The 17,759-nt window shown below is 43.5% G+C and carries 14 protein-coding genes; 11 read left to right on the forward strand and 3 right to left on the reverse strand.

What is annotated here, in order from left to right; translation table 11 throughout:
- Positions 1–36 precede the first annotated feature (36 nt).
- The gene (locus RB160_RS10400) at positions 37–261 is read right to left on the reverse strand and encodes a YuzF family protein (protein WP_316570196.1); all 225 of its coding nucleotides are present in this window, start codon (positions 259–261) and stop codon (positions 37–39) included.
- A gap of 233 nt (positions 262–494) precedes the next feature.
- Between RB160_RS10400 and RB160_RS10405 the strand changes: the two genes are divergently transcribed.
- On the forward strand, positions 495–3,923 hold the full coding sequence (locus tag RB160_RS10405; protein WP_316570197.1) for a trypsin-like peptidase domain-containing protein: 3,429 nt from the start codon (positions 495–497) through the stop codon (positions 3,921–3,923).
- Between the two features lie 151 nt (positions 3,924–4,074).
- On the opposite strand, the gene RB160_RS10410 is transcribed toward RB160_RS10405, so the two are convergent.
- Complete coding sequence (locus RB160_RS10410) at positions 4,075–4,287, reverse strand: hypothetical protein (RefSeq protein ID WP_316570199.1); 213 nt, start codon at positions 4,285–4,287, stop codon at positions 4,075–4,077.
- A 180-nt stretch (positions 4,288–4,467) separates the two neighbouring features.
- On the opposite strand from RB160_RS10410, the gene RB160_RS10415 reads away from it, so the two are divergent.
- From RB160_RS10415 to RB160_RS10450, 8 genes are all read left to right on the forward strand, one after another.
- Positions 4,468–4,755, forward strand: coding sequence for a DUF5658 family protein (locus tag RB160_RS10415; protein WP_316570200.1), 288 nt, complete (start codon positions 4,468–4,470; stop codon positions 4,753–4,755).
- 1,206 nt (positions 4,756–5,961) lie between these two features.
- Complete coding sequence (locus RB160_RS10420; RefSeq protein ID WP_316570202.1) at positions 5,962–7,179, forward strand: S-layer homology domain-containing protein; 1,218 nt, start codon at positions 5,962–5,964, stop codon at positions 7,177–7,179.
- A gap of 16 nt (positions 7,180–7,195) precedes the next feature.
- Complete coding sequence (locus RB160_RS10425) at positions 7,196–8,803, forward strand: ABC transporter substrate-binding protein (RefSeq protein WP_316570204.1); 1,608 nt, start codon at positions 7,196–7,198, stop codon at positions 8,801–8,803.
- A gap of 166 nt (positions 8,804–8,969) precedes the next feature.
- The gene (locus tag RB160_RS10430) at positions 8,970–9,932 is read left to right on the forward strand and encodes an ABC transporter permease (protein ID WP_316570205.1); all 963 of its coding nucleotides are present in this window, start codon (positions 8,970–8,972) and stop codon (positions 9,930–9,932) included.
- A 15-nt stretch (positions 9,933–9,947) separates the two neighbouring features.
- Positions 9,948–10,859, forward strand: coding sequence for an oligopeptide ABC transporter permease (opp4C, locus tag RB160_RS10435; RefSeq protein ID WP_316570206.1), 912 nt, complete (start codon positions 9,948–9,950; stop codon positions 10,857–10,859).
- Between the two features lie 14 nt (positions 10,860–10,873).
- The gene (locus RB160_RS10440) at positions 10,874–11,875 is read left to right on the forward strand and encodes an ABC transporter ATP-binding protein (RefSeq protein WP_316570207.1); all 1,002 of its coding nucleotides are present in this window, start codon (positions 10,874–10,876) and stop codon (positions 11,873–11,875) included.
- A 5-nt stretch (positions 11,876–11,880) separates the two neighbouring features.
- Positions 11,881–12,900: an ABC transporter ATP-binding protein gene (locus RB160_RS10445; protein WP_396954703.1), complete on the forward strand. Its 1,020-nt coding sequence runs from the start codon at positions 11,881–11,883 to the stop codon at positions 12,898–12,900.
- An 81-nt stretch (positions 12,901–12,981) separates the two neighbouring features.
- Positions 12,982–13,710 carry a response regulator transcription factor gene (locus RB160_RS10450; RefSeq protein WP_316570208.1) on the forward strand — a complete coding sequence of 243 codons (729 nt, stop codon included), beginning with the start codon at positions 12,982–12,984 and terminating at the stop codon, positions 13,708–13,710.
- A gap of 155 nt (positions 13,711–13,865) precedes the next feature.
- Here the strand turns inward: RB160_RS10450 and RB160_RS10455 are convergent, their stop codons facing one another.
- A complete protein-coding gene (locus RB160_RS10455; protein ID WP_316570210.1) occupies positions 13,866–14,354 on the reverse strand; it encodes an STAS domain-containing protein in 489 nt (162 codons plus the stop codon).
- 158 nt (positions 14,355–14,512) lie between these two features.
- On the opposite strand from RB160_RS10455, the gene RB160_RS10460 reads away from it, so the two are divergent.
- Positions 14,513–15,535: a LacI family DNA-binding transcriptional regulator gene (locus tag RB160_RS10460; RefSeq protein WP_316570211.1), complete on the forward strand. Its 1,023-nt coding sequence runs from the start codon at positions 14,513–14,515 to the stop codon at positions 15,533–15,535.
- A gap of 117 nt (positions 15,536–15,652) precedes the next feature.
- Positions 15,653–17,749 carry an amylo-alpha-1,6-glucosidase gene (locus tag RB160_RS10465; protein WP_316570212.1) on the forward strand — a complete coding sequence of 699 codons (2,097 nt, stop codon included), beginning with the start codon at positions 15,653–15,655 and terminating at the stop codon, positions 17,747–17,749.
- Positions 17,750–17,759 lie beyond the last annotated feature (10 nt).

A 17,759-nucleotide genomic window follows, 5' to 3' on the forward strand; every position in this document is an offset into this window, starting at 1 on the left:
AATGAAGCAGAAAGTACGTGCCCCGCTCTTACTACTTCATTCCATCACCAAGTCGGGGTTCGGCACAACCCAGATGATTTGTGCTGTCCGGATAAAAAACATGTTTCGGCCCAGTTCCACCACAATATGGTCCGGTTGAACGTTGGCAAGCCTGCCCCGGACGGCACCTCTGCACGTTTCAACCGCCACGTTCGAGCCAAGGATTCCTGAAAGCGCCTGATACACATATGGATCACTGATCTTCCATTCAATATTATCCATTATTTCTTTCCCCTCCTGTAGGCATATCTAAAGAAGTATATGTTTGAGGATAGGGATTTATTTTTGAAATCGTTAACCTTTTATGAAAAACGAAGCAGGAAGCCAATACGAGAATAATCAAACGAATCCGCTCTCCTGCCTTACCTCAAATTCCCAGTGTTTCCTATTATTATTGATGTTAAAATAAATTGCCGGTTTAGGTAAATTTAGCATTTTGCGAGGAAGGGACATCGATGAAACACAGAATCACAGTCATTATGATGACAATTTTCTTTTTTACCGGTACTGTCGGAACAATGCCGGGAATGGCGAAAACGTACACGCCGGACCAGCTTGTCGGGATATCCGAATCGTACATTAGGCAAATTTCACCTCTTATTAACTATGAAAAAAGCAAAATGGTGAAAGCTGTCCCATCGAAATTAATGGCAAGTACAAAAACTAGCCTGGCCAATGCCGCCGCGGCGGTCAAAAAACTGAAAAGCGGGACGACCCGGCGAAAGCTTGAGGCGCGGATCTCGGCGGCAGAAGGTACATATGCCCGGGCGGTCGCTTATAACAACACAATCGGTGTCGGCGAGCGAATGAAACTCATGTCGCAAAATCTCATGTCAGCATATCAAAAAAATCCGTCCAGTGACGGGACTTTTACAGCCTATAATTCTTTGAAGTTTGAACTTGGAAAATTTGCCCGGTCACTCGGGCTTGTATACGGAAAATCGACCAGGGACGCTCTATCAAAGAAATATAAACCGGTACCTGAAGGAAGCCTGAGGAAAACCAAGACCGCGGCTGTTTTAAAAGGGGAATTGAACCTCCTAGCGAAGGTTATCGATTCTGGAAAGAATGAAACCATTTTCAGCCAGGTTGAAAGGATGAACTCTCAGCTCGGAACTATTTGGGGCAATCCGGCACTCTACCATCCGTTTGCGGATGCGTATGAACTTCTTTTAAAACAAAAAGGGCTATCCGCGAATGGGATGCCAACTATTATCATGAAAAAAATCATCGCCAGTGAGAATAATATTGTGTATCTCGAGGTTTATGACGAGAAAGATGAGCCGTTAAGCCAGGGCAGCGGTTTCGTCGTTGGGAAAAGCACGATCCTTACAAACTTTCATGTTATTGAAGGCGGATACCGTGTTAGGGCCTTTTCGAATGACGGAAAAGAGATCCAAATACGCGGCGTTGTGAAATACGATGCGCACAAAGACCTTGCCCTACTCGGAACAGCGAGCGACATGGCACTTCGAGGATTGCAGGTTGGGAATATTAATTATCTGGAAAAAGGCGATCCGGTTGTAGCCATTGGAAGTCCAGAGGGATTGATGAACACGGTCTCGACAGGAATTATTAGCAATCTCCATAATGCTGTTTACGAAGGAATTGAGACGAATTTTATTCAATTTACTGCGCCAATTACGCACGGAAGCTCGGGAGGCGCGCTGTTTAATAAATATGGGGAAGTCATCGGGGTTACAGCTGCAGGATTCGAAACAGGAAATTTAAATTTTGCTGTTGGAATCAACCACGCTTTCGCATGGATTCAGGCATATAAAAACCACCCGGCAACAAAGCTTGCCATCATCCCTTATGAGGCGCTGCCTCGATACGCCGATGAGGATACGGAAGAGGCTCTGCCTGCAAATCCCGGCACGCAGCCTCCGCCATCTACAACTCCAGCAGGGCCATTCCCTGACAGCGTGGAGAAAATCGCACCCGGGATAAAGCTTCGCGAGGTTGCCATCAATCCTGATAAACCGATCCTGTACGGTCTAACGGATGGCAGAGACGTGATAGAAATCAACCTTGAAACAAAGCAGGCAAGAAAAATCACCCTGAACCTAGTACCAGAGCGTCTCTTCTTCGCAAATAATGAATTGTATGTTACCCTGCCGAAGGGGCAGCACAGTTCCTATTGGTGGGAAGAGGACCAGGAGGGCGCCTTTGCGGTTATCAATGCGGAAACAATGACACTCATTGAGCAGGTCGATATTCCGTTGGACCCATTTGATATTGTCGCAGATTCACAGTCTATTTATATCATAAGCGGCTCGGGCCAATGGACGAATATGAAAGTTTTCTCGAGGAAATCCTTCCTCGAGACAGCAAACGTTTGGGGCGTTCGCGAAAGATCTTTCCTTGAGATGCATCCTGATGGGAATAAGGTATATTCAATCACGACAGAAACGTCCCCAAGGGATGTTGAATCGTATCAGTTTAATAATGGAAAAAGTGCGGGCAAATACGATTCCCCGTATCATGGCCACTACCCGCTTGATACGAACATAGATGTTTCGCCTGATGGAAAGTATTTGTTCAATGGGTCTGGAGTGGTCTTCAATGCCTCGCTTTCAAGGAGCACAGACTTGACGTACTTGGCAAAGCTGCCTCAAACCTATAAACAAATCACTTTTGATATTGCCAATAGCCGTTTTTACACAAGCACGAAAAATGGAATAGACGTATATGATTACTCAACCTTCCAAAAGCTTGCCCATTATACGCTACAATATGACGTGGACCAAATGTTTGTCCGAGACAGGCAGCTAATCGTTGTTTACAAGGACACCGCTAACACTTTGCCGAAACAGTTGATAAAGATTTATCCATTAACCGCCGAAGGCCTCTTGACCAATCCTTCTGTCGGGACAAAAGAGTCTGCCGAGCAGCCTGTAACGATTGTGAAAACAGGGCTGGCGCTGCCAAAGGTCCCGGGGCCGTTTGATAAGGCGGCCATGCCGATTGATATTAATGAAGAAGTCCTTCATCCGTCGAAGCCAGTGCTTTATGGATTGAACGGGAATGACCTGGTAGAATACAATCTTGAAACGAAGCAAACACGGAAGCTAACATTCACTTATCCGCTTGGCCAGCTGTTTTTTGCCAATAACGAGATATACGTAACACTTAAAAAGCGGCAAGGCTATGCATATGGCCAGGTGATTGAAGGGGCATTCGCCGTTGTAGATGCAACAAGCTTCTCTTTGGTAAAGCAGCTCGATATACCAATGGACCCGGCGGATATTGTCGCCGACGAGCGGTATATCTACATTTCCAATAACGGAGGCTTCAGTTGGACAGACTTGAGGGCCTATTCCCGCGCTACATTTGAAGAAACCGGTAAATTCACCTCGGTGCTCAGAGGTTCCACCCTGGCAATTGTTCCGGCAGGAGGCAAATTATATGCGACAGATAGCGGAACAAGCCCGCGGGATATCCAGATGTATCAGTTCACTGATGGAAAGGAAGCTTCCACCTATGATTCACCGTATCATGGGCACTATTCTTTTAATGTAAATATGGAGGTCTCCCCCGATGGGAACTATATTTTCAATGGATCGGGCGTTGTCCTGCAAACCGGCTCCAAGTACGGCGAAGATATGAAGTATGTGGGGAAACTGTACAGCCCTTTTAAAAAAATAACATTTGACCTGAAAAACAACAGGATATATGCAAGCTCAGGCAAAGGGCTCGACATTTATGATTACTCAACGCTTGAAAGAATTAAGCACTATGAACTGGGCTTTGAAATTAATTACTTGGCGGTAACAGGCGGCAGCCTGCTTGTCACCTATAAAGAGGCGGCGGCGGGAACGCTTCTTCCTAAAAAAACCGTTATGAAATATGTCCTGGCTGCTGATGGCACGCTGGCTATTTAGGCCCAATAGTATACTATCGAAACACCCGGTCTTATGGATTGGGTGATTTTTTTATGAATAAGAAAACCAGGGCAAACTACACTCTGGTCCTCCTGAAAATGAGAGTACTTTTAGGAACCGAATTAGCGTTTGCAGCGGTGATCGATCATTATTATCTACGTCGGCGCAGGCAGCGTCGAACCGCACGGCAAAATCTGCTCCTTCTAAAAGGTCGTCTCCTGAAATCTTCTTCGTCAAAAATACCTGCTACATCTTCAAAATCAAAATCATCCTCAAAAACACCTGCCACATTATCAAAATCAAATTCTTCTTCAAAGTTTCTTCTGCGGCAATTGTTTCTGTGACCTGAAAAATTGCGTCCCATATTTTTCCCTCCTTCCATCTTTTGTTGGAATATACTAAGCGCTTTTTGTACAAGCTGTATGGGGCATGTACCTTTTTTTAGAAAAATGGGCGCCCGTTTTTCCGAGTATTATTTAACTGGAATAAATGGCGCTACTCAAGGAGTAACCTTTCATATAGGGCGAAGAGGAGGGGGAGGTGGATGATTAAATGGATGTACCTTTTGGCAGCATTGAATTTTATGGACGGAATCGCTACATATGCCGGTATGAAAGCATTCCTGATAGAGGAAGCTAATCCATTGTTAGCGAGTATGTCTCCTGGGTTTATCATAATCATGAAACTGGCGTTAAGCCTGGCCCTTCTTTTTCTGGCAAAAAGGGCGGATTTGGCTAAGCCGATTTTTAAAATTTGTATTGGAGTCGGGAATGGCGTGTATCTCATGATAGCTGTTCTCCATATCTATTGGATTTCAATTGTTATAGCATGAAAAGAACTTCCGGAAATAAACAATTTTGGGTCAACCTATATAGCAAACTATATAAATTTGTAAGATTATTAAGGTGCCGCGATTAAGGAACTTGTCAGGTTGATAGGATTTGAGGAAAGTTTGTAAGATTATTGGGGAAATGAGGTATGAGCAATAGAGTTTACTATGACAGTTATTAGGACGAAGAAAATATACTAATGAAGAAATACTCAAAAATCACCGTTTCGAATATCTTTAGGTGGTTTTTTTGTTTATGGGTATAGATAAAGTTTCCAAATTCGGTTGATTAAGTCAAGATTCCATTTTTTCGTTTGGGGCCAATAGTGATGATTTGATTAAAACAAAACTAACAATTTAACAATTGTTAAAAAAAGCAGATGGTTCAACAGAAATTTCGTTTAGAAACTCATGGACGAAGGAATAGGGAAAAAGAACTATATAATGGAGAGGTTTTTCTTTTACTTTAGGAAGAAAAACAATTTTTCGGCCTTGTAATTTAAAAATAAAGCTCACTTTAAAAAGAAATCCACCAAGAGATAGCTTGGTTCCAGCGAGCCTACGGTACTTTTTTACTATAAAACTTCTATGTGCAAAAGTAACTTTTTCTTAATTAATCTTTTCACAACCTTGGGTACTTAAAAATAAATCTTCTTATTTCAATCCTTTAGATAATAGAAATAGCTAAATATAGGGAGAAAAGAAATATATGGCGAATGAGGAAGAATTTCTTTCATTGAAAATTAGAATTCATCTTCCTGTAAATGTAACAATTGAGGGTAATTTTTCCTATTTTTCTCGCTTAACTTTAAAAATAAAAAGAGATTTTAAGAGGATATTTTTCCTATAATGAATTAAATATAAGAAAAAAGTAACCTTTTTGTTAGAGTTTTGTTAAACTTCGGTTGAATTTCCGCATTGGTCACCCTAATTTATTGGAAAAAATATAGGGTTTTCTATTAAAAAGACTATTATTAGGCTTATTAACTATTAAAATCAGAATCTTTCGTTTTTCGAATAAGTTTGATAATTGTTAATCTTTTTTTAGCGAAACGAGAGTATTTTCCAAGGAAATATATGTTATAAATACTATAGAAGTATCGCAATTTTCCAATAAGTACAAAAAATAATAAAAAGGAGGGCTTTTCACTTTAATCGACAACCTTACCAAGATAAAGAAAAGAAACTCAAGAGAGGGGAAACAACAAAATGAATTTTAAGAAGTTGCTTTTAGTCGGAGCATTATCCTGCTCCCTGATCTTACCTAGCTTCGCAGTAGTTAACAATGCCTACGCAGTGGAATTTGCCGATACGTCAGGTTCCCAGGGCGAAACATCTATTAACAAGCTAGTTTCCCTAGGAGTCATCAAAAACCCTGGCGATGTATTCGACCCTGAAGGTGAACTCACAAGGATCGAGTTCGCATACATTGTCAACCAGGTGATGTCTTTAGGAACTGGCAAGAAAGTCGCTTTCAAAGATTTATCTTCAAAGAACTCCAATTATACGAATACTCTTAAATTGGTGAACAATGGGTATCTTTCCTTGAGCAAAGGGAATGTTGAACCGCAAAAGGGTGTTACATATGCGGAAATGAGTAAAGCATTGGCACAAGGCTTAGGCTTGAAGAAGGCATGGACAAATCGCCCGATCGACTTCTTGTTCTATCTGGTCCGCAAGGATGTCCTTGATATCGACGTCGACCTTGATGAAGTTGTAACAAGGGAAGCAGCCGCGGTTGCGTTTGACAAGTTCATTACCCTTAAAGGCAACTTTACTACGGATGAAGGCGTTGTCGTAGCTGTTTCGGAAAAGGGCTTCACATTGAATAACGGTTCCGACACAACTGAATACACATTTGCGTCAAATATCTCGCTTTTCGTAGGTGACCAGGCTGTAACAGCAGAGGACGTCCAAGTCGGAAGCCCAGCTACAGTCATTCTGAACAAAAATGGCCAGGCTGCATTCTATGCAGGCGAAATCCTTGATGCTGAAGAAGGCGCGCTGAAGGTGACAGCTGGGAAATGGAACATCGGAACATTTACAAAGGATATGAACCTGAATGCGTTCGTTGCATCCCTGCCAAACAGCCCTACTCAGGAATTCACAATCAAATTGATCACTGAATACTTGGGGAACGGCGCTGAATTCGGTGCACAGGCATTCTTTACGAAGGATGATGAAGTAACTGGGATCTATCCTTTCATATCCAAAGTAACGAACAAAGATATCGCCATTAATGGGAAGCAATTGACAGTTACCCTTACTGCAGCCTACAAAGAGACTTTCACAATTAACGATGAAGTGAAAGTTACCCTTGATGGCAAAGAAGCCAAACTCGAAGATTTGAAAGGCGCACTTACTGCAACCATCACTGCTGAAAAGTTCGGTTCAGTGCTGACGATCGACGCAACCACGAAAAAATAATTGAGGGGGAATCAACTTGTTCAAGAAGTTTAAAACACTATTTCTATCAGGAATAGCTTTAATCCTGATCTTGTCGACATTTGCGACGCCTGCCGATGCGGCAGCCCGCAAAGGCTTCGATCCAAAGAAAGTCGGTGGCAAACTTGTATTCAGTACATTTGCTGACGCTACTCGCCTGACTCCTGGTACAACTAGCGATGCTGTATCCAACCGACTCCAGGGCATGATGTTTGATGGACTGGTATCAACCGACATCAAAAACAATATCATCCCTAGCTTAGCTACAAGCTGGAAAATTGAAAACAATACAAAGAGATACACTTTCAACCTTCGTAAAGATGTAAAGTTCCATGATGGCAAGCCTTTGACTGCCCATGACGTAGTATTTACATTTGATATGCTGCTTCACAAAGATTCAATTAACCCATACAAGGGTTCCATTTCAATGATTGATAAAGTTACCGCAAAGGACAACTACACAGTTGTTTTCGATTTGAAGGATCCATCACCGCTTTTCTTGTACACAGTGGGCTACGCGATCATTCCGAAGCATAAGTTCCCTAACGGAGTTAAGAGCTTTAACGACTCCAGCTTCCACCGTAATCCTGTAGGTTCCGGACCGTTCAAGTTCAAGGAGTGGAAAACAGCCCAGCGCGTTGTGCTTGTTGCTAACAAGACCTATTGGGATGGCCGCCCTTATATGGATCAGCTCACAATGAAAATTCTTCCGGATGCGAACGTTGAAGTTGTTAACCTTCTGAAGTATCAGGTAGACTTCGTTGAATCAGTCGGCCCGAAAAGTGTGGCAACTGTCCAAAAGAACAAGAACCTGAAAATTGTTAAGTATGACCAGGGCCGTTATGACTATATCGGCTTGAACCAGAAAGATCCACTGTTTGCTGATAAGAAAGTTCGCCAGGCGTTGTCTTATGGCCTTAACCGCCCGGCAATCGTCAACACAGTTCTATTGAAAAATGCCCAGCTAGCAAGCGGGCCGATTCATCCGATGGAAGCACCATACAACAAAAACGTAAAGCCACTTGCATATGATGTGAAGAAAGCGAACGACCTTCTCGATGATGCTGGCTGGAAAATGGGTTCAAGCGGTTACCGCGAAAAGGGCGGCAAGGTAATGGAAGTTACACTGACTTACAACAACGGTAACAAAGTACGTGAAGACATTGCCAAGATGGCCCAGCAGGACTGGAAGAAGATTGGCGTAAAAACGACTATCCGTTCTTACGACTTCTCAATCTGGCTCGATAAAATCGATTCTGGTGAAGTAACTGCACACGTTAGCGCATGGTCTCTCGGAACAAACCCAGACAAATATGGTCTATGGCATTCCAGCCAGTATCCGAACAACAACAACCAAGCCGTTAAAGATGCGCGTATTGACAAGATCATGGAAGATTTCCGTAAGGAGCCAAATGCTGCAAAGCGTAACGCTCTTTACCAGGAGCTTCACAAAATCCTGAACGATGACGCACACAGCCTGTGGCTGCACCATCCGAAAGGATTCGCAGGCATGCACAAAGACTTGGGCGGAGTTAAATTCTCACTTTATTCCCGTTACTTCAACATTTATGATTGGTACTGGACTAACGCTAAGAAGAGGAAATAGTAGAGTACCTTGGCCAAAAGCCAATCGCATCAATTGAAATTTAAGCATAATAACTAGAAATGACCTGACATAAGCAGCCGTAGGTGACAGTCTAGTCCCTACGGCTCTTATTCTTAAAAGGTTAAATAAATCACCATTCGTGCAATGGAAAGTGGGGGAAGTTTAAATGTGGAAGTATATCATACGGCGTAGTCTCCAAGCTATTCCTCTATTAATCATCATCTCTATAATTTCATTCCTTTTAATGACATTGGCTCCAGGAAGCCCTCTCGATGTATATAGAAGCAGTGAAGGTGCGGAAGCGGTCGATACATCAGCGATTGAAGAAAGACTGGGCTTGAACCAACCCATTTACATACAGTATCTTAAATGGCTGAAGCTCCTCGTACTAGAAGGGGATCTTGGTTATTCATTCGAGGATGGCCGCCCTGTAATGGAGAAAATCTCTGAACGGATACCCGCAACCATGCTCCTGATGGGGGTAGCCATTGTATTATCCGTCATCCTTGCGGTTCCGATCGGGGTTTACTCCGCTGTAAAAAAATATTCTTTGTTTGACAACTTCTTTACCTCATTCACCTATGTGGGGATTGCGGTGCCTTCGTTCTACCTGTCCTTAATGGCAATATTATTATTTTCTTTAAAACTTGATTTATTCCCTCCGAGTGACATGATGTCCGTCTATGATCGCTTCGATTTTATGGACCGCTTGAAGCATCTCGTTTTGCCGGCTTCCGTACTATGCTTTGGCTTGATTGCCAGCAAGTCCCGTTATATGCGTTCAAGTATGTTGGAAGTCATTAAACAGGACTACGTTAGGACGGCAAGGGCAAAAGGGGTATCGGAAAACAAGGTTATTTACAAGCACGCATTAAGGAATGCCCTTCTTCCGCTCATTACAATCTTGGGACTACAGTTGCCTGCCCTATTTGGCGGCGCATTGTTTGTAGAGCAGATATTTGCATGGCCGGGAATGGGCCGCTTGGCGGTAAATGCCATTTTTGTCCGGGACTATCAAGTAATCATGGGGACAACAATGTTTGCGGGAATAATGGTTGTACTAGGGAACTTGCTTGCGGACATCCTTTATGCAGTCGTGGACCCACGCATCCAATATGGAAAGAACTAGAGGAGGTAGCCTAAGATGAGCGTCCCAAAATTAGCAGATAATCAAGCAATATTGACCGAGTGGCAGGAGCAGGGGAAAATCGAGACCCGCTCAGCTGCCGTCTGGAAAAGATTCAAAAAGAATAAATTGGCTGTTACAGGCCTCATAGTGTTCTGCGGTTTAATCCTAATGGCAATATTCGCTCCCTTGATTGCCCCATATGATCCTTACACACTTGATTATGAGGCTGCGAGTTTACCGCCAAGCCTCGAGCATCCTTTTGGGACTGATGGCCTGGGCGGGGATGTATTCAGCAAGGCGGTTTATGGAACGAGGATATCGCTGACTGTTGCGTTGACGGCAATGGTATTCACTTTGCTCATCGGCATTACGTATGGGGCGGTTGCAGGATATTTTGGCGGAGTTGTGGATAATATCATGATGAGGGTTGTTGATGCCATTCAATCAATTCCATCCCTGTTTTTGCTGCTTATCATCGCATCAATTATCCCCCCTACCATTTGGACAACTGTATTTGTTTTAAGTATCGTAGGCTGGACAGGCATGTCACGTATAGTCCGCGGTGAAATCCTCACATTGAAGCAACGTGATTTTGTTGAAGCCGCCCGGGCTACCGGGGAAGTGAAGCCAAGCATTATTTTCTATCATATACTTCCAAATGCAATTGCGCCGATTACGGTAATTGCAACATTAGACATTGCTGGTAATATCCTTTCTGAAGCGGGCTTAAGCTTCTTGGGGTTGGGAATCCAGCCACCAACGCCAAGCTGGGGAAATATGCTTACACAGGCTCAGGACTTGTCCACGTTGTTGTACTATCCGTGGGTCGCGATTTTTCCTGGTTTATTAATACTAATATCTGTAATGTCTGTTAACTTTGTCGGAGACGGTTTACGCGACGCTTTGGATCCGCGTAACAAGAACTAGGAGGGAGGACAAGCATGAGTACAACGATAACAGAGAAAAAAACTCTTTTGGAGATTAAAAACTTAAAGACCCATTATTTCACCGAAGACGGGGTAGTCCCGGCTGTGGACGGCGTTGATTTTAAAATTAAAAAGGGTGAGACACTGGCGATAGTTGGCGAGTCGGGTTCCGGAAAAAGCCAGACTTCATTGTCCATTATCCGCCTCATTCCATCCCCTCCAGGTAAAATTGTTGCCGGCGAAATTAATTATGACGGGGAAAACCTGTTGGAAAAATCCGAAACACAGATGCGCCAAATCAGAGGAAATAAGATCTCAATGATTTTCCAGGAACCTATGACATCTCTTAACCCGGTTTTCCGAGTTGGCGACCAGATTTCCGAGTCTCTAATTTTGCATCAGGGAATGACACCGAAGCAGGCAATGGAACAATCTATTAAACTACTGAAATTGGTTGGAATTCCAGAGGCCGAACGCCGTGTCCAGGCATTCCCGCATGAACTGAGCGGCGGGATGAGGCAGCGTGTCATGATTGCAATTGCGCTTGCCTGTAACCCTGAACTATTAATCGCGGATGAGCCGACAACTGCATTGGATGTTACGATTCAAAATCAGATTTTGGAACTAATGAAAGACCTAAAAGCCAAGCTTGATACTTCCATTATGCTTATCACACACGACCTAGGAGTAGTAGCGGAAATGGCAGACCGCGTAGTCGTAATGTATTCCGGACAAATTGTTGAGCAGGGCGATGTATTTACGATTTTTGAAAACCCAAAACATCCGTACACCGAAGGACTTTTGAAATCAATGCCGACCCCGGAAAAGAAACAAGGCCAACTGTATGCAATTGATGGCGTTGTACCGAATCCATTGAATCTGCCGCCTGGCTGCCGTTTTGCACCACGCTGTGAATATGCAAGGGATTTGTGCCGTGCGGAAATGCCGGAAACAGTCGTCATTTCGGAAGAAGAACAAGTACGTTGCTGGAAATATACTAATCGCTGGGAGGCATAAGAAGCATGCTGAATACGATGTTAGAGCGAGAACAAGACACAAATAAAGAGTCTTCAGTTATTCTGAGCGCCCGGGGCGTTACAAAACATTTTCCTATTAAAGGTGGCCTGCTTGGACGGGTCCAGGGATATGTAAAGGCAGTTGATGGTGTAAGCCTGGATATTTATCGCGGGGAAACACTGGGCCTTGTAGGGGAAAGCGGTTGCGGCAAGTCCACGATCGGACGGGTCTTGCTGAATTTGCTCGAACCAACAGCTGGAAGCGTCGAATTTGAAGGCCAAAACATCTTTGATTTATCTAGTGAGAATATGCGCCAGACCCGCAAAGATTTGCAGCTCATTTTCCAGGACCCGTACTCCTCGCTGAATCCAAGGCTGAGCGTTGGTGATACGATCGGGCGGGTACTCAAAATCCACGGCATGAAAGATCCGGCCGAAAGGGAAAAGCGCGTTCAGGAACTGATGGGGATTGTTGGCTTAAGCCCTTACCATATCAGGAGATATCCACATGAGTTTAGCGGCGGCCAAAGGCAAAGGATTGGCATTGCGAGAGCATTGGCACTGAACCCGAAGTTCCTTGTCCTTGATGAAGCCGTTTCCGCATTGGACGTTTCAATCCAGGCGCAAATTATCAATCTTTTGGAAGAACTTCAAAAGGAAATGGACCTTACATATCTATTCGTTTCCCATGGATTGAACGTTGTAAGGCATATTAGCAAGCGTGTTGGGGTAATGTATTTAGGTAAACTGGTAGAACTGGCGGACGTGGACGAGCTTTTTGACAATCCAAAGCATCCTTATACTCTTGCATTGATTTCCGCAAACCCTGTTACGAACCCAAGATTAAGAGATCAGAAGAATAGAATTGTCCTTGAAGGGGACGTACCAAGCCCAATCAATCCTCCTTCAGGCTGCTATTTCCATACCCGATGCCCATTTGCCCAGGCAAAATGCCGGGAAGAAGCACCAGCGTTTGCTAAAACGGATAACGAACATTTTGTTGCTTGCCATTATCCATTATCGTAGGTAATATTTACCGCCATCAAAGCAACTGCTATAATATTAAAAAGGCCAATCTGCCTTTAGTGCTGTTTGGGGGCGTACTAAATGGAAAAGAAGATATTAATAATAGAAGAAGATAGTCAGAGATGCGCAAAGCTTTTGCAATTTTTCGGATCTTACTTCTCAGTCACCTCCTATAACAATGGTTTGCAGGGTTTAATCAGTGCGATTGAATGGAGACCAAACGTCGTTATTATCAATCATTCATTAATAGATGTGAATAGTATTGAACTATGCCGCCAAATTCGCCAAAAGTTTCAAACGATCATCATCATTATCGGCAAGCCTTTACCTGAAGATCAAATTATCAAATACTTTGAAGCCGGCGCGGACGACGTTGTCCTGAATCCAATCAGCTATCCCGTCCTGTTATGTAAAATAAACGTCTTGCTAGATCTTGTTGCTATGAAGAGAAGCGGCGAGGAAGAAGTAATCCAATTCGGAAAGCTTAAAATGAACCGGAATAACTATAAGGTGTATCATGGGAAAAAGGAATTGAATTTTACGAAAAAAGAATTCGCCATCCTTTGGATCCTTGCCAAGAAACAAGATGTTGTCGTGACAAGAGAAGAACTGCTTAAGGTTGTATGGAGTTACGAACATCTTGAGGATGATCGGATGATTGATACGCATCTTAATAGAATTCGCAAAAAGCTTAAGCAAAACGAAGTTAACCTGGCAATTAAAACGGTTTGGGGTATAGGATATAAACTGCAAAACGAGGAAGTGGATGTAGTAGAATCCATTGGAATACCAGCTGAATCACAAAAGTGAAACCCCTGAAACAGGGGTTTCAGACTGTAGGAAACACCGACATGCTCGGGTTTTCCTACAGTCTTTTTGTTTTATCCGAATCTGGTGCCGCTCAATGCCCCATTAATGTGTATTACCCGCACATTAGGGCTTTCAAACCTCTTTTATTTAAAAAATTATACTTTTTTTATTAAAGACAATCCTTTTTTCTTCATTAAGTATTGAAGTGCTGATTTAAAGGTCGAGAAAGTTTGCAATTCCTTGATGAATTGCAATTGCGATTTGGCCAATTCCTGGGCAAAACGAGGAGTAATACCAACTACCAAAACCTGAGAACCGACAAGCCTTAGTGAAGAGGTTAAATTGATGAGGTAGTGTCCCAGAATTTTTAGATCATCCAACCCCTTTATGCTAATCGCGGTAAAGTCAAGAATGGCCGTGTCAATATCCTCTCCGCCGGCCTGTTCCAACAGTTGCGGTATGATTAGGTCGAACTTGGAGGATGATACTGTCCCTGCAAGGGGGATAAGCAGCACTCCGGGAATAATTGAGGGGATTATGGGAGCCGAAACGGTTCTGACCAGGTCTTCCAATTCCGTAATCCTATTTGCGAGCCTTTTATTTTCTTCTCGGAGACTTTCAAGTTCACTTTTATTTTCAGTCATATAAACCTCACGCTCATATTTATTTTTTCATTGATTTTAGTATATACCGTTTTGGAAAATTAGGAAAATTAAAGGCTGAGTAATTCAAAGTATTGCAAACGGTTTCAAACTGGTTTATGCTTTAAGTATCAAGGTACCAAAACGTTTCGGAGGATTCCATGGCTACGACGATTAAAGATATTGCAAAAACTGCCGGAGTTTCGGTTACAACGGTTTCCAGGGCGCTTAATGGTTATTCCGATGTTAGTGAAAAGACCAGGCAAAGAATCATGGATATCGCAAAGGAGCTGAATTACAGCCCGAATATCCTAGCGAGAGGGCTCGTAATGAACGTCTCAAAGACAATTGGGCTGCTCGTATCAGGCTTGAACAGGGAAAGTGAAAAGGATCAAATCATCTTGTCGATTCTGTCCGGAGTAAATGATTCCGTATCCGAAAAGGAATATGATTTGATTTTATTTAATACAAATACATCAAAGCAACGTGAAAAAACATACTCCCAGTTATGCAGGGAAAGGCGGGTGGACGGTGTAATCATTCAGGGGATTAAAACGGACGATCCGTATTTAAAGGAAGTAGTGGAAAGTGACATTCCCTGTGTCCTTATCGATATTCCAGTCCACTCTGAAAATGTTGGCTACGTGACGACCGATAACGTTACAGGTGCGCGGAAAGCCGTAGAGCATTTAATAGGCCTCGGGCACGAAAAAATTGCCATGATCAATGGCCATGGCCAGGCTTTTGTGAGCCGGAAAAGGCTCGAGGGATATATGGATGCACTAAAAGAACATGGTTTGCCCGTTAATCCTGAATGGGTTTGCAACGGCCAATTTGAGGAAGAAACAGCCTTTGAGGAAGCAAGAAGGCTCCTCATCAAGCATCCAGATATAACGGCCATTTTTTGTGCGAGCGATATCATGGCCCTTGGCGCACTGAAAGCGGCTAAATCCATCGGACTAAGAGTACCCGAAGATTTATCGGTGATTGGATATGATGATATCATTCTTGCATCCTACTCAAATCCTCAGCTAACTACGGTATCACAGAACTTTTTCCAATTGGGGTACCAGGCCGCGCATCTGTTGGTGAATATGCTTGATGGAAAGTCGGAGCCGCAAATTGTAACGATGTCGACAAAACTTGTGATAAGAGAATCGGCTGCAAAAAACAGAAGGAAATAGTTTTTTGCCGATTTAATCCGAAACGTTTAAGTAAAATAAAACAAAGCTTTACACACTTTAAATATATTGTATCAAAATCCGAAACGTTTCGGATAAACTGTTTGCAGGAGGCGCATAATGGATTACCGTGTAATTAAAGAAAATGACCTATTTTTATTAACCGATAAGCAAGGAGACATTCCGGTCGGCCATCCATATGGGTTGGGTCTTTATACGAAGGATACGCGTTTTTTGAGCAAGCTGAATCTTTATATTAACGGGGAAAAACCTATCTTGTTATCCTCTGATGCAGATGAAAACTACATGGCAAAAATTCTCCTTACAAATCCCCATATGGAAAATCACGATGGATTGATTTTGTGGAGGGAATCCGTTGAAATTGAAAGGTCACGATTCATATCAGACGATGTTCTCTATGAAACAATCAAGGTAAAAAACTATTTTCCAAAACAGGTATCATTTGAAATTACCCTTGAAATGGATGCCGATTTCAAAGATATGTTCATTATCAGGGGCTTCCAGAAAGGAAAGGTTGGAAGCAGGACCGGCCAGGAGATTAATGGAAATTCCCTCACCTTTGGGTATGTGGGATCAGATAACATTACGCGGAAAACTGTGGTTAGTTGGGATAAGACCGCAAAAGCGGCAGAAGCTGACGGCCGTGTAACTTTCAGTTTTACCCTCGGGCATGAAGAAGAGGACAGCGTGACATTTTTTATTCAGCCACATATTGGCAATGCCAGCTATAGAAAACCTGTACCGGTTAATACAGCCCTTGGCCAATTACAGGATTCATATGACAGGTGGGCCAGGGAAACCACCACAGTTAAAACAGATTATTCCCCGTTGCAGACACTTGTACAAAGAGGCATCGACGACCTTAGGGTCCTGCTGACTGACGTTGGCTTTGGTCCGTTCCCTGTCGCCGGGCTTCCGTGGTTCGGAGTTCCGTTTGGCCGGGACAGTATCATTGCGGCATTGCAAATGCTAGCCTTTAATCCGCAAATAGCAAAGGGTACCATTTTGACAATGGCAAACTATCAGGGTAAAAAGCTCGATCCATGGCGTGATGAACAGCCCGGAAAGATTATGCATGAAATCCGCTATGGTGAACTCGCAAGCACTGGACAGATTCCATTTACCCCATATTACGGAACTATCGATGCAACCCCGCTTTTTCTAATCCTGGTGAAAGAATATGTAAACTGGACAGGCGATTATGAGATTCTTGAGGACATTGAAAGCAATATTGAAAGCGCTTTAAAATGGATCGATTCCTTTGGGGACAGAGATGGGGACCTGTTCGTTGAATACCATCAAGAATCAAGCAAGGGCATAGCCAATCAGGGTTGGAAGGATTCAGGAGACTCAATCGTCCACCGAAATGGGCACTATGCCAAGTCACCAATTGCCTTATCGGAAGTGCAGGGCTATGTATACCAGGCAAAAGCAGGCATCGCTGACTTATATGATCATTTAGGGAAAACCGAAAAGGCAGAAAAGCTCAGGGCGGACACTCAAAAATTAAAGGATAAATTCAATGATTCTTTCTGGATGGAAGATCGGGAGTTTTACGCCATCGCCCTTGATGCGGAAAAGAAACAGGTAGGGACAATCACATCGAATCCAGGGCACCTCCTGTATTCCGGCATTTTAAACGAGGAGAGAGCCAATGCGGTAAGCAATATGCTTTTATCTCCCAAAATGTTCTCAGGATACGGCATCCGCACAATGGGTGAAGGAGAAGCCGGCTATAATCCGATGAGCTACCATGACGGAAGCATCTGGCCACATGACAATAGCCTGATTTTGCTGGGATTGAGTAAAACAGGACGCCAAGACAAAGCGAATCAAGTGATTGGCGGACTGATAAAGGCCTCAGGATTTTTTGAATATAATCGGCTCCCGGAACTGTTTTGCGGTTACGGCGATTCGCTTGGAAAGGCTGTAAAGTATCCGGTGGCGTGTTCTCCCCAGGCTTGGGCCGCGGGGACTCCGCTCGTTTTTATCCAGACCATTCTCGGGCTGTTCCCGGACTGCGCCACAAGGGAAATGAGGATATCGCCGCTGCTGCTGCCCGAAATGAATGAGCTTTCCGTTTACAACATAAGGATAGGCGAAGGCATTCTGTCGCTTGAAGCTGTGCGCACCAATGATGGCGTAAAGGCAACTATCATTGAAAATACGACTGGGTACGCAATTATCCAGAACTAGGAGTGCCGAA

Origin of the sequence: Neobacillus sp. YIM B06451 (assembly GCF_032667185.1) — a bacterium.
Taxonomy (GTDB): Bacteria; Bacillota; Bacilli; order Bacillales; family Cytobacillaceae; genus Bacillus_D.

Coding starts and splice junctions, on each gene's coding strand:
- RB160_RS10405 (WP_316570197.1), top strand. CDS start 495: ATGAAACACAGAATCACAGTCATTATGATGACAATTTTCTTTTTTACC.
- RB160_RS10455 (WP_316570210.1), bottom strand. CDS start 14,354: ATGACTGAAAATAAAAGTGAACTTGAAAGTCTCCGAGAAGAAAATAAA.
- RB160_RS10450 (WP_316570208.1), top strand. CDS start 12,982: ATGGAAAAGAAGATATTAATAATAGAAGAAGATAGTCAGAGATGCGCA.
- RB160_RS10460 (WP_316570211.1), top strand. CDS start 14,513: ATGGCTACGACGATTAAAGATATTGCAAAAACTGCCGGAGTTTCGGTT.
- RB160_RS10415 (WP_316570200.1), top strand. CDS start 4,468: ATGATTAAATGGATGTACCTTTTGGCAGCATTGAATTTTATGGACGGA.
- RB160_RS10410 (WP_316570199.1), bottom strand. CDS start 4,287: ATGGGACGCAATTTTTCAGGTCACAGAAACAATTGCCGCAGAAGAAAC.
- RB160_RS10420 (WP_316570202.1), top strand. CDS start 5,962: ATGAATTTTAAGAAGTTGCTTTTAGTCGGAGCATTATCCTGCTCCCTG.
- opp4C (WP_316570206.1), top strand. CDS start 9,948: ATGAGCGTCCCAAAATTAGCAGATAATCAAGCAATATTGACCGAGTGG.
- RB160_RS10400 (WP_316570196.1), bottom strand. CDS start 261: ATGGATAATATTGAATGGAAGATCAGTGATCCATATGTGTATCAGGCG.
- RB160_RS10440 (WP_316570207.1), top strand. CDS start 10,874: ATGAGTACAACGATAACAGAGAAAAAAACTCTTTTGGAGATTAAAAAC.
- RB160_RS10445 (WP_396954703.1), top strand. CDS start 11,881: ATGCTGAATACGATGTTAGAGCGAGAACAAGACACAAATAAAGAGTCT.
- RB160_RS10465 (WP_316570212.1), top strand. CDS start 15,653: ATGGATTACCGTGTAATTAAAGAAAATGACCTATTTTTATTAACCGAT.
- RB160_RS10430 (WP_316570205.1), top strand. CDS start 8,970: ATGTGGAAGTATATCATACGGCGTAGTCTCCAAGCTATTCCTCTATTA.